General features: G+C 64.1%; 11 protein-coding genes. 2 read left to right on the forward strand and 9 right to left on the reverse strand.

The window, feature by feature from the left end; translation table 11 throughout:
* Positions 1-196: 196 nt before the first annotated feature.
* The 5 genes from XH81_RS29075 to XH81_RS29095 all read right to left on the reverse strand — a co-directional run bounded on the left by XH81_RS29075 (position 197) and on the right by XH81_RS29095 (position 7756).
* Entirely contained in the window at positions 197-820 is a 624-nt protein-coding gene (locus XH81_RS29075) for a flavin reductase family protein (protein ID WP_028141751.1), read from the reverse strand.
* Between the two features lie 136 nt (positions 821-956).
* On the reverse strand, positions 957-1556 hold the full coding sequence (locus XH81_RS29080; RefSeq protein ID WP_028141752.1) for a TetR/AcrR family transcriptional regulator: 600 nt from the start codon (positions 1554-1556) through the stop codon (positions 957-959).
* Positions 1557-1590: 34 nt separating this feature from the next.
* Entirely contained in the window at positions 1591-4728 is a 3138-nt protein-coding gene (locus XH81_RS29085) for an efflux RND transporter permease subunit (RefSeq protein WP_028141753.1), read from the reverse strand.
* A 280-nt stretch (positions 4729-5008) separates the two neighbouring features.
* Positions 5009-6115 (reverse strand): efflux RND transporter periplasmic adaptor subunit, encoded by a 1107-nt coding sequence (locus tag XH81_RS29090; protein WP_028141754.1) that lies wholly within the window; start codon positions 6113-6115, stop codon positions 5009-5011.
* Positions 6116-6412: 297 nt separating this feature from the next.
* Positions 6413-7756 carry an MFS transporter gene (locus XH81_RS29095; protein WP_028141755.1) on the reverse strand — a complete coding sequence of 448 codons (1344 nt, stop codon included), beginning with the start codon at positions 7754-7756 and terminating at the stop codon, positions 6413-6415.
* Positions 7757-7834: 78 nt separating this feature from the next.
* On the opposite strand from XH81_RS29095, the gene XH81_RS29100 reads away from it, so the two are divergent.
* Positions 7835-8263, forward strand: coding sequence for a ribosomal maturation YjgA family protein (locus XH81_RS29100; RefSeq protein ID WP_271596451.1), 429 nt, complete (start codon positions 7835-7837; stop codon positions 8261-8263).
* Between the two features lie 101 nt (positions 8264-8364).
* Here XH81_RS29100 and XH81_RS29105 read toward each other — a convergent pair whose 3' ends face one another.
* From XH81_RS29105 to XH81_RS29115, 3 genes are all read right to left on the reverse strand, one after another.
* Entirely contained in the window at positions 8365-9531 is a 1167-nt protein-coding gene (locus XH81_RS29105) for a winged helix-turn-helix domain-containing protein (protein WP_028141757.1), read from the reverse strand.
* Between the two features lie 128 nt (positions 9532-9659).
* Entirely contained in the window at positions 9660-9914 is a 255-nt protein-coding gene (locus XH81_RS29110) for a hypothetical protein (RefSeq protein ID WP_028141758.1), read from the reverse strand.
* A gap of 120 nt (positions 9915-10034) precedes the next feature.
* Positions 10035-10280 (reverse strand): hypothetical protein, encoded by a 246-nt coding sequence (locus XH81_RS29115; RefSeq protein WP_097668763.1) that lies wholly within the window; start codon positions 10278-10280, stop codon positions 10035-10037.
* Between the two features lie 552 nt (positions 10281-10832).
* On the opposite strand from XH81_RS29115, the gene XH81_RS29120 reads away from it, so the two are divergent.
* Positions 10833-11474: an OmpA family protein gene (locus tag XH81_RS29120; protein WP_028141760.1), complete on the forward strand. Its 642-nt coding sequence runs from the start codon at positions 10833-10835 to the stop codon at positions 11472-11474.
* 56 nt (positions 11475-11530) lie between these two features.
* Here XH81_RS29120 and XH81_RS29125 read toward each other — a convergent pair whose 3' ends face one another.
* Entirely contained in the window at positions 11531-12961 is a 1431-nt protein-coding gene (locus XH81_RS29125; protein ID WP_038974340.1) for a phospholipid carrier-dependent glycosyltransferase, read from the reverse strand.
* Between the last annotated feature and the right edge of the window lie 28 nt (positions 12962-12989).

Genomic DNA, 12989 nt, shown 5'->3' on the forward strand with positions numbered 1-12989 from the left:
CGACATTGACGCGGCCAAGCGCCCCCGGACCATAACGGCCAGGGTGCGGCGGCAGTTCCGGGAGGGGAAAATGGGGCAGTCATTCCGGGGCGCGCCTCTTGGCGCGAGCCCGGAATCCATACTCCCGATGGTGGTTATGGATTCCGGGCTCGACGCTACGCGTCGCCCCGGAATGACGGCGGAGAGATAGCCTGGCCTAATCCGGCCGCACCATCTCGAACATGTTTTCCGGCTTGATCTCGAAATAATCGCCGCGGCGGCCGGCGCGGACGATCGGGCGGGCGGCGGCGGTCTGGTAGACGCCGTCCTTGATCATGGCCCTGTCGATGTGGACGGCGACGACCTCGCCCAGCGTCAGCCAGGCGTCGGCCTCCTTGCCGTCGGCGCCCTTGAGGCGGACGATGTCGGATACCTTGCATTCGAAGGCGACCGGGCTCTCGCCGACGCGTGGCACGTTGACGAGCTTGCCGGGTACGGCGGTGAGGCCGGCGATCTCGAATTCGTCGACCTCAGGGGCAACATGCGCGGCGGTCGCGTTCATGTGTTTGGCGAGGTCCATGGTCGCGAGATTCCAGACGAACTCGCCGGTCTGCTGGATGTTCTCGACCGAGTCCTTCCAGTTGGTGGAGGAGAAGCCGATGATCGGCGGCACGTAACAGAACGCATTGAAGAAGCTGTAGGGCGCGAGATTGACGTGACCCTTGGTATCGCGCGAGGAGATCCAGCCGATCGGCCGCGGCGCGATGATGGCGTTGAAGGGATCATGCTTGAGGCCGTGGCCCTTGGAGGGCTCGTAGAAGTACAGGTCTTTGTCGGTCACGCGCTGCTTCTCCGCTATCCGTCATTCCGGGGCGATGCAAAGCATCGAACCCGGAATCTCGAGATTCCGGGTTCGGTCCTGCGGACCGCCCCGGAATGACGGCAATCGTGCTTATAGGAGCAAACGCCCCCGCCCGTCAGTGGCGCGGCGACAGACCCGCGATGACGAAATCGATCATCTGGTCGATGGTCGGGCCCGGCTTGGTGGCGCACTGGGCGATCATCTGGGGGTGGAAGAAGCGTATCATCGCGGTGCAGGCGCACAGCGAGGCCAGCTGGAGGTCCGGCGCCTCGAACTCGCCGGAGGCAACGCCTTGCGCGATCATCTGGCCGATCACCCCGGCAATGCACTCCATATGGGCGACGCAGACGTCCCAGTCCTCCTCCATCGCGATCGCGACCATCTCGTGCAGCTTGTTGTCGCCGACATAGCGCTCGGTGTTCATGCGATGGATGGTGGTGAGCAGCTCCCGGAAACGCTCCTTGACCGGACCGGGCCTCGCCACGATCCGCTGCGCCTCCAGCTCGACCTCGCCCATCAGCGAACGGGCCACCGCCTGATGGATCGCCTTCTTCGATTCGAAGAAGCGATAGACGTTGGCGGGGCTCATCCTGAGCTCCTTGGCGATGTCCCCGACCGTGGTCTTCTGGTAGCCGATCTGGCGGAACAGCCGCTCGGCCACCTCGAGAATACGATCCCGGGTGTCGCCTTCGATATGTTCCGCAATCAGTGTCATCTGTCAGGACTCGTCAATCAGCACTTCATCTCACTTATTCAGCCGCTTCAGCAAGCGGAATTGCGTGCGGGTCATTGCTCCCATGCTGCGGCGCGGCAGGCTGCTCGGGGGTACCCGCCTCGTCCAGGCTCTTCCTGAACCACAGCGCGTAGAGGCCCGGCAGGTACAGCAGCGTCAGGAAGGTCGCGACGAACAGACCGCCCATGATCGTGATCGCCATCGGGCCCCAGAAGGCCGAGCGCGACAGCGGGATCATGGCGAGGATGGCGGCGAGCGCCGTCAGCACCACCGGACGGGCGCGGCGGACGGTGGCCTCCACGATCGCCTCGCGCCGGGTCAGGCCGTGGGAGACGTCAGTCTCGATCTGGTCGACCAGGATGACCGTGTTGCGCATGATCATGCCGGCGAGCGCGATCAGGCCGAGCAGCGCCACGAAGCCGAACGGCGCGTTGGCGACGTTGAGTCCGAAGGAGGCGCCGACGATGCCGAGCGGCGCGGTCAGGAACACCAGGATCAGGCGTGAGAAGCTCTGCAGCTGGATCATCAGCAGCGTCAGCATCACCATGACCATCAGCGGGAAGAGGATGAAGATCGAGGCGTTGCCCTTGGCGGATTCCTCGAACGCGCCGCCCGGCTCGATGCGGTAGGCCGGCTCGAGGTGGTCCTTGATCGCCTTCAGCTTCGGCGTGATCTGGCCCGTGACGTCGGGCGCCTGCACACCGTCGACGACGTCGGAGCGCACGGTGATGGCCATGTCGCGGTTGCGCCGCCACATGATCGGCTCCTCATGGGCATACTCGATCTTGGCAATCTGCTGCAGCGGCACGGCGACGCCGTTGCGCGAGGTGATGGTGAGATCGCCGACGCCGCCGAGGTCGAGGCGCTCGGACGGGATCGCACGGGCGACCACGCCGACCTTCTCGATGCCGTCACGCACGGTCGTGACCTGCGAGCCCGAGATCAGCATCGCGAGCGCCTGCGATACGTCCTGCGGGGTCAGGCCCATGGCGCGGGCGCGGTCCTGATCGACGACGAGCTTGAGGTAGGGCGACTGCTCGTTCCAGTCGAGCTGGACATCCTTGACGCTCTTGTTTTGCCGCATGACGTCGCGGACCTGGTAGGCGATCTCGCGCACCTTGTTGGCGTCGGGGCCGATCACGCGGAACTGCACGGGGAAACCGACCGGCGGGCCGAAGTTGAAGCGGTCGACGCGGACGCGCGCCTCGGACAGCATGCCGTCCGCAACCGCGTTCTCGATCTTGGCCTTGACGCGCTCGCGCCCCTCAACGCCCTTGGCGACGATGACGATCTCGGCAAAGGCCTCGTTGGGCAGCTGCGGATTGAGGCCGAGCCAGAAGCGCGGCGAGCCCTGGCCGACATAGGACGTATAGGTCTCGATGTCCTTGTCGTCCTTGAGCAGCGTCTCGGCCTTCTTCACCGCCTTTTCGGTGACGTTGAAGGCGGTGCCCTCGGGCAGGCGCAGCTGGAAGAACAGCTCGGGCCGCTCCGACAGCGGGAAGAACTGCTGCTGGACATGGCCGAAGCCGACGACCGAGGCGATGAAGACGCCGACGGTCGCGACCACCACGGTGATGCGGTGATTGACGCACCATTGCACGATGGCGCGCAGGCCCCGGTACATGCGGGTCTCGTAGACCGCGTGCGGATCGTGGTTGTGGTGCGCCTTCATCTCCGGCAGCAGCTTGACGCCGATATAGGGCGTGAAGATCACCGCCACGAACCAGGAGGCGACCAGCGCGATCGCCACGATCCAGAAGATGCTGCCGGCATATTCGCCGACCGCGGAATTGGCAAAGCCGATGGGGAGGAAGCCAGCGGCCGTGACCAGCGTTCCCGTGAGCATCGGAAACGCGGTAGATTCCCAGGCAAAAGACGCCGCGCGCATGCGGTCCCAGCCCTGCTCCATCTTCACCACCATCATCTCGACCGCGATGATGGCGTCGTCGACGAGCAGGCCGAGCGCGATGATCAGCGCGCCCAGCGTGATGCGGTGCAGGTCGAGCGACATCATGTTCATGACGACGAAGACGATGCCGAGCACCAACGGCACCGACAACGCGACCACGATGCCGGTGCGCCAGCCGAGGGCCAGGAACGACACGAACAGCACGATGACGAGGGCTTCCATGAAGGAGTGCACGAACTCGCCGACGGCGTGCTCGACCACCTTGGGCTGGTCGGCAATCAGCTTGACGTCGACGCCCTGCGGCACCGCCTTCATGAACTCAGCCGTCGCCTTCTCGACCTCCTTGCCGAGCTCGAGGATGTTGGCACCCTTGGCGGTGACGACACCGATGCCGATCGCAGCCTTGCCTTCCTGACGGACGACGAAGCTGGGCGGATCGACATAGCCATGGGTTACGGTGGCGATGTCGCCGAGGCGGAACACGCGGCCGTTGCTCTCGACCGGTGTCTCGGCGACGGCCTTGGCACCGTCGAGCGCGCCGGTGACGCGCAGCGGCACGCGTTGCGAGGAGGTTTCGACCGTACCGGCCGGCGTGACGTTGTTCTGCTTGGCGAGCGAATCGAACAGCGCCTGCGGGGTGATGCCGAGGGTGGCGAGCTTGGCGTGGGAGAACTCGACGAAGATGCGCTCATCCTGGTTGCCGTAGACGTCGACCTTGGTCACGCCGGGCACCTTCAGGAGGCGCTGGCGGAATCCTTCCGAGACCTTCTTGAGCTGGGCATAGTCGGCGCCGTCGCCGGTCATCATGTAGAGGATGGAATCGACGTCGGAGAACTCGTCGTTGACGACGGGACCGAGGATGCCGGAGGGCAGCTGGCCCTGCACGTCGACCAGCTTCTTGCGCAGAAGATAGAACAGGTAAGGCACGTCCTTCGGCGGGGTAGAGTCGCGGAAGGTGACCTGGAGCGCGGTGAAGGCGGGCTTGGAATAAGTCTGCACCTTCTCGAAATAGGGCAGTTCCTGGATCTTCTTCTCGATGGGATCAGCGACCTGGGTCTGCATCTCCTGCGCGGTCGCGCCGGGCCAGATCACGGAGACGTTGACCACCTTCACCGTGAAGAACGGATCCTCGGCGCGTCCGAGCTTCTCATAGGAGAAGAAGCCGGCGACACCGAGCACGAGCATCAGGAAGAGAACCAGCGTCGGATGGCTGACGGCCCAGGCCGAAAGGTTGAAGCGCTTCATCGCTCTCTCCGAAAAGACGATCCAGTTGCCAAAAAACGACAGCCACTCTGTTCAGGCCGTCATCGCGAGGCAGCGAAGCAATCCAGGGGGCTGGGCAGATTCTGGATCGCTTCGCCGCTTCAGCCTCTGCTTAGGGACAAAGGCCGAAACTCACCTCACACGACGTAACTCGACTTCTCCTGTCATTCCGGGGTGCCCGCAGGGCGAACCCGGAATCTCGAGATTCCCGGTGCGCAATTGCGCACCTGCGGTCTGGTCCTTCGGACCATCCCGGAATGAACTAGAAAGACAGCGACGAGACGACCCGCACCCGCTGGGCCGGATCGAGCTTCTGCACACCGAGGGCGACGATCTTGGCGCCCTCTTCCACACCGCCGGTGATGACGACGTCGTTGCTCTCGTAGGACTTCACCGCCACCGGCTTCAGCGTGAGCGCACCGTTGTCGTCGACGACGTAGAAGGAGGGCTTGTTGCCTTCGTTGAACAAGGCCGACAGCGGCAGCCGCGCGACGCGCTCGGTCGCGGCGTCCGACAGCGTCAGCGTCGCGGTCATGCCGAGCGCCACCTTGTCGTCGGCCTCCGGCAGCGAGAACTTTGCCAGATAAGTGCGCGTGGCCGGATCGGCCGTCGGCGCGATCTCGCGTAGCTTGGCCGTATACTTCTTGTCCGGCTCCGACCAAAGAGTGACGCTGGCGACGCCCGACTTGGCGCGTCCGACCAGCGTCTCAGGGATCGCGACGACCGCTTCCTTTTCGGCAAAGCGGGCGACACGGATCGAAGCCTGGCCCGCGGAGACCACCTGGCCGGGCTCGATCAGCGTTGCGGTGACGACGCCTCGGGCGTCGGCAACGAGCGTCGCGTAGGAAAGGGAATTCTTGGTCAGCTCGACCGAGCGGACCGCACGATCGAGGCGCGCGCGGGCCTCATCGGCCGATGCCCGGCTCGAATCCAGCTGCGCGTCGGTGGTCCAGCCCTTGGCCTTCAGATCCTTGGCGCGCTGCTCGGCAGCGGCGGCCTGGGCCAGCACGCCGGTCGCGGCGGTCTGCTCGGCGACGGATTGCTCGGCCTGGAGCTTCAGATCGACCTCATCGAGAGTCGCGAGCGGCTGGCCGATTTCGACGGTCTGGCCGACCTCGACGAGGCGCTTGGCGACCTTGCCGGCGACGCGGAAGCCGAGATCGCTCTCGATCCGGGGCCTGACCGTGCCGACGAAGCTGCGCTCGGGGGTTTCGGCACCATAATGTGCGGTTGCGACCAGAACCGGCCGCGGCGGCTCGGCTTTCTCGGCGACGGTGTCATTGCACCCGGCAAGGCCAGCCGCCATCAGGGCCAACGACACACCTGCCAACAGCCTGGAATAGCTCGACAAAACCGACCGGACGAACATCAAAGGACACTCCTGCATCTTCAATGAGAGGAATGTCGACTAATCACTGATAAAAGTCAATAATCGTCAGTCATCAGGAATGCGTGATCGTTAGGGGGTGGTGAGGTTTGAGAGGGGTTGCCAGGAAGGTGAAATTTCAGGGCGGGCTGAGGCTCACAGCCCGGGTCCGGCGCCTCAGGCTGGGCACCGTGGGGTGGGCAAAGGCGCGCTAGCGCCGTGCCCACGACCTGTTTGGGTCGGAGAGAGGTGGTGGGCACACTTCCGCTTTGCCCGCCCTACGGAACCGTTTGCTCGGCTCTATTCGTTCTGCTCGGCAAACTCGTGCGTGCTGTCGTGGCCACCGACGAACACCAGGATGCCGGCGATCAGGGGCAGCACAGCGAGCACCAGCAAGCCGGTCGAGGTCTGGCCGGTGGCTTCCTTGACCCAGCCGATCAGGTATGGCCCGCCGAAGCCGGCGAGGTTGCCGATCGAGTTGATCAGGGCGATGGCGCCGGCGGCAGCAGTGCCGGAGAGCCAGGCGGTCGGCAGGGTCCAGAACACACCAAAGCAGCAGAACACGCCGATCGCGGCGACCGTCAGCACCACCATCGTCATGGTGGGATCGGAGAGGTAGCTGGAGACGGCGAGCGCGACGGCAGTGAGCAGCAACGGCGCACCGACATGCTTCACGCGCTCGCGCGTCGCATCGGAGTGACGCGCCCACAGGATCATGGCGATGGTGCCGAACAGATACGGGATCGCGGTGACGAAGCCGGTCTGCGCGTTGGTCAGCCCGAACGCCTTGACGATCTGCGGCAGCCAGAACTGCATGCCGTAGAGCGCACCGACGAAGCCGAAATAGATCAGGCTGAGCGCGATCACCTTGGGCGAAGACAGCGCCTCTCCGAGCGAGAAATGCTTCACCGCCTGCTTGGCGGCGATTTCCGAATCGAGCTTCGCCTTCAGCCACGCCTTCTGCTCGGCCGACAGCCAATCCGCCTTCTCCGGCTTGTCGGTGAGATAGAACCAGGTGACGATGCCGAGCAGCACCGAGGGAATGCCCTCGATGATGAAGAGCCACTGCCAGCCCTTCAGGCCCATCGCACCGTCGAGCCCGAGCAGCAGGCCCGAGATCGGCGCACCGATCACGGTCGACACCGGCACGGCGATGGCGAAGGCCGCAAGGAAGCGGGCGCGATATTCGGCCGGATACCAATAGGTGAGATAGAGGATGATGCCCGGGAAGAAGCCGGCCTCGGCGACGCCCAGCAGGAAGCGCAGGATATAGAAGCTCGTGACGCCGCTGACGAGCGCCATCAGGGCCGAGATGATGCCCCAGGTCACCATGATGCGGGCGATCCAGCGGCTCGCGCCGAACTTCTCCAGCGCCAGATTGCTCGGCACCTCGAAGATGAAATAGCCGAAAAAGAAGATGCCCGCGCCCCAGGAGAAGATCAGAGGCGTGAACTTCAGCTCGGCGTTCATGGTCAGCGCGGCGAAACCGAGATTGACGCGGTCGAGATAGGAGAAGAAGTAGGCCAGCACCAGGAACGGGATCAGGCGCCAGGAGATGGCGCGGATCGTCGAGGTCTCGATTTCCGACTTGTTAAAGTTCTTGGCCGCGCCGGCGGAACCGGCATAGGTCGTGGTCTGGCTCATGGCTTCCCCCAGGGTTGTTGCTTTTATGGGCTGGTTGCGGTTTTCAGCATCGCGGCCAAAGAGTCAATGGAGCGAGCAATGCACGGGACGCAGCCGGATAAACCTGTTGCGCTGTTAGAGACATCGCTGACCCGCGCCGCCCTCGCGCTCGCGATGATCGTCTGCGGGCTGTCGCTGCGCTGGTACGGCTTTCCGCTCGGCCTGCCCGCCTTCGTCGTGAAGTATGGCGGCTCGCTGTTGTGGGCCACGATGGTGTTCTTGCTGGGAGGAGTTTTGCTACCGCGGCTGACGCGGACACAGATTGCAGCCATCGCAGCGGTGATCGCGGTCGTGGTGGAATTCTCCCGGCTGGTGCATCCGCCCTGGCTCGATGCGTTCCGGCTGACGACGGCCGGCGCGCTGTTGCTCGGGCGCATCTTCTCGCTGTGGAATTTGGTGGCGTATGCGGTTGGGATTGAGTTCGGCGTCTGGATCGATCGGCTGGTTCAGCTGCGTAGGGTGGGTTAGCCGAAGGCGTAACCCGCCACTGTTTGTATCCGCGGAAACTGAAATGGTGGATTACGCTTCGCTAATCCACCCTACGAGACCGGCGCCGCGCCGATCAGCGTTCACTCCGACAATTGAAACCGCTCGAAGCGATCGAGCTCGTCCTCGATCTTTTGCTTGAGCTCCTTGCGCCCCGCCGTCTTCTTGCCCTGCCCGACCCAGGTCCATTTCTGCATCAGCAGCTTCTTTGCCTGCCGGTCGGTCTTCAGATCGAGCGCGGCGACGATCTCGTCGCCGACCAGCACCGGCAGCGCAAAATAGCCGAGCTTGCGTTTGGCTTTCGGCACATAGGCCTCGAACAGGTGGTTGTAGCCGAAGATGAGACTGGTGCGCTTGCGCTGGATGATCAGCGGGTCGAACGGCGAGAGGATGTGGACGAGATCAGGCGAGACTACCTCACCGTTCGCCTCGAGCGTGGTCGGCGCCGCCCAATGCTCCTGCTTGCCGGCGCCGTCGATCACAACAGGCACGAGCTCGCCGCGGCGGACGCGGGAGGCGATCAGGCCGACCACCGCCTTCTTGCGCGGCGCGTCGAGGTGGCAGATCGAATCCAGACTCACCACGCCCTGCGACCGCAGCGCGCGGTCGAGCAGATAGGTCGTAATCTCCCTGGCTGAGGCTGGCCTGGGCAGTGTGTCCCAGCCGAAATGCCGCGTCATCAGCTCGTAGGTCTTGAGCATGCCCTGCCGCTCGCTGATGGTCACGGCGCCGGTATAGAAGGCGAGCTGCAACGCCCGCTTCGAGGGCTTGCGGCTCTGCCACAGATGCTCCTTCTCGGTGAGCACGTCGTCCTCGATGTCGCGGATCGTCAGCGGCCCGGCGCGCACCAGCCGCATCACCTTGCGCGTGTCGGCAGGCTTCACCGAGGCGAACCATTTGTGCCCTTCGCGGCGGTGCTCGCGCATCGCCGGCAGGAAGAAGCGGAAGTCGCCGGCGGGTACGTAGGAGAGCGCGTGCGTCCAATACTCGAACACGCTTCTGTCGACGCTCTGCGCGTGGCGCAGATCGGCGCGGCGGTAGGACGGGATACGGCTGAACAGGATGTGGTGATGGCAGCGCTCGATGACGTTGATGGTGTCGATCTGCACATAGCCGAGATGAGCCACCGCGTCCGCGACGGCCCGAGCTCCGTCGCCGAACGGCGCGCGCTCATCCAGCCGCTGCGCATGCAGCCAGATCTGCCGGGCCTGTGTCGTGGTGAGGTGGAGCGGTTTTGGCGCGCGTGACATTGCGGGGAGGAATGTAGCGGGATTCGCGCCAAGAAAAAGAAGAAGAAAAAGAAGACCTCGAGGCAGCAGTCAAAAAAACCGCGCTGCCATCTGCTGACAGCGCGGCCGGATGGTGGCGCGCCTCGCGCCTACTTCATCGTCATCGCCTTCTGCGACTTCATGTAGTGCATGCAGGCGCTCTTCATCTTGCCGTTGCTCATGTCCGTGTTGGCCATGGCCATTTCCTTGTTCGCCGCCATCTTGGCCGGCGTGTCGGGCGTGCCGCCCATCATGGCTGCGGATTTCATCATGTTGTCCTTGGTGCACGCCATCATCGCGGCAGATGCGGGGGACAGCGAAAGGGTAAACGCGACAAAGGCTGCAGACGTGAGCAAGATCTTCATCGAAAAGTCTCCTCCGTAAAACAAAACCGGCGTCATGCCGGCCTTCGCAATTACGTATTCTCTCGCGCTGACGTTTCGCGGAGAAGACAATTTTCTTGCTGCAGTGCGAAGGCGGAGGGCCTAGCGGCCATCCTTCGGGGTCTTGGGCCGGTCCCCGAGGCTTCCGGTGGCGACAACCGGCTCGCACAGGGCCTTGCCGCGCCCCTCCGCCTGGCAGCGATAGACGCTGCCGGTGAGGCGGTCGACCAGCCACACGTTCTCGTCGGTCGGCGCTTCGAGTCCGACATAGCGGGAGGTCAGCCCGGTGATCAGCGTCGACAGCAGGATGGCCACCGCGATCATGGCCGCACCGATATAGATGGACATTGAGCTCAGGGACACTGTCCGATCCGGCGGGCCGCTGCGATTGAAGTAGTCACGCTGATAGTCACTTGGCCTCGGCACTGGACGGAACTCGGCTCCTTCATTCGGAGATTGGCGGGGACAACGTCCTGCTAGGCGCGCATCTGGCCGATTTCTTGTTCACGGCCGGGCCGTGCGGCGACGGCTTTGCGACGATCGGTGTGCACCGCCGCCGAGTCTGCCGGCCCTCGCCAGCGCCGGAACCCTTGGTCAGCCACCTCCCACGGTACGGAGGGGAATGAGCATGCGCTCGCAAGGTGATTCCAATCACACCGGGGATTGCCGCTGCTTGAACCCACGCCGCGGCGCGTGCGACGACTGCTATTGGTCCGATCGGCCCTTGTCCCCGGGGCCATCGCGAAACGTGCCGGTCCGATGCCCGAAACACCCGGAATGAGCTAGGATGGGCCCGGAACCGGCTGTAGCCACCGTGACCAAGATCACATCAGGACCTTTGAACCTGCCTTATGCTCGCAGCATCAAATCGCTATCAGGCGTAACAGCGAGGATACGACAATGACCCGTTTTGATAAGTTCTTTGGACTGAAGGCGATAGCTCTTTCCGCCGCGCTGTCGATGACGGCGGGCCTGGCTGTAGCCGGTGACAACAATGTCTCCACAGGCCAGATCCTGGATGCACTGAAGCCGAAGCCGGCGACCCGTGGCCTGTCCGCCGGTCCGCAGGCCGATCCGGCGGCGCAGGCCAAGGAATCGACATTCCTCAACACCGTGCGCAACCGCTCGACCCGTTCGCTCTCGACGGGTGAGCGCGAGCAGATTGCCGAACTCGCCGCGACCAAGCCGAAGATCGATCTGGAAATCCAGTTCGACTACAACTCGGCCGACATCGCCAAGACCTCGGTGCCCTCGGTGCAGGCGCTCGGCAAGGCGCTGTCCGATCCGGCGCTGAAGGGCTCGACCTTCGTGGTCGCCGGCCACACCGACGCGGTCGGTGGTGAAGAGTACAATCAAGGCCTCTCCGAGCGCCGCGCCGACACCATCAAGAAGTACCTGGTGCAGAACTACGGCCTGAACGGCACCGATCTCGTCACCGTCGGCTACGGCAAGACCAAGCTGAAGGATGCCGCCCACGGCGCCGACCCGGTCAACCGCCGCGTCCAGGTCGTGAACATGGACACCAAGACCGCGTCGAAATGATCTCGATTTGATCGCGACAGAAGGCTCGCCGCCTGCCGCCCCGGCAGGCGGCGATGTCATATCCAGCTCTGGAACAGCATCAGCCGGCCAAAACTCCGCATCGACGTGCCGATGAAGGCCGCAGAGATGGGCAGCATGACCGCAAAGCCGATCGCGGCGACACCGACATAGGCCCACAGCAGCCAGCGCGGCAGGCCGTCCCGGCGCAGCACATAGACCAGCGCGAGCGACGCCGCGGTGGCGGACGGCAGATAGTAGTAGATGAACCCGAGCGTGCGCGGCAGCAATGCCCAGGCGAGCCAGGGACCGAAATAGAACGCCGCGATCAGGAACGCATCCCAGCGGCGCAGCACGATGAAATCGCGCAGCACGAGCGCGAGTGCGAGCAGAGCCGGCCACAACACCAGCGGATTGCCGAGGAAGACGATTGCGGAGACGTTGTCCTCCGCGCTCTTGTCGAACAGGAACCACACCGGGCGCGCGAGCAGCGGCCAGGATGGCCACGCGCTCATATAAGTGTGTCCGGCGATCGCGGTCGTGGTGTTGTCGGCGAAGATCCGGCGCTGCGCCTCGATCAGATCCGGCAACGACACGCCGTAGAGCGGAACGAAAGCCGCAAGATACGTCATCGCCGGGAGGATGGCGAAGCAGAGCGCGACATGATGCAGCCTCAGGCCGGGCCAGAGGTCCGGCCGGTACCAGTCGTCCGGCTTCGCGTCGGCGAACAGCGTGCGCCAGCCCTGCATCAGGCGGATCACCGCGACGATGACGATGCAGACGCCGAGTGGAAACAGGCCACTCCATTTGCAGGAAGCGGCCAGACCGAACAGGCTGCCGGCGAGCGCGAACAGCGCCTGCGGCCGCTCTCGTCGAAAACCATGCATGAAGGCGGCGGTCGCGAGCAGACCGAAGCCGAGCGCAAAGATGTCGAGCATGGCGATGCGCGCCTGCACGTAGAGCATCTGGTTCAAGGCGGCGATCAGCGCCGCGGCGATCGCGGGCCCTTGCGCGGAGAACAGCGCGAGCCCGCACAGATAGATCGCGACGATCGCCAATGCGCCGAACAATGTTGCGGGATAACGCCAGCCGAGCGCGTTGTCGCCGAAGGCCGCGATCGACGCCGCGATCAGCTCCTTGGCCAGCGGCGGATGCATCGGATTGAGCATCGGCTGCGACATCGCCGGGGCCAGCATCTGCCGCGCCGCCGGCACGTAGTGCACCTCGTCAAAGACGAACTTCTCCGGCGTCGCGAGGCCGATCAGCAGCGCGAGATGGGCAGCTAGGAAAATAGCGACAGCTACCACTGCGCTTCGCGACAATCTCGGAACTGCGGACCGTTCAAGCAGCTGCTGTGGGGATGTTTTGCGTGGCAAATTTGCGTCACCGCGGACAAAAATAGAGATCGCTGCTTTCATTGAACGCATTCCCCCGCGGCTGTCACTAAGCATAACGCACGTACCGCTCCGCTTGTGATAATTTCGCCACATCAGAAGCGCGCGCGATCCGGTACGATCA

The organism is Bradyrhizobium sp. CCBAU 25360, assembly GCF_028128695.1.
Taxonomy (GTDB): Bacteria; Pseudomonadota; Alphaproteobacteria; order Rhizobiales; family Xanthobacteraceae; genus Bradyrhizobium; species Bradyrhizobium ottawaense.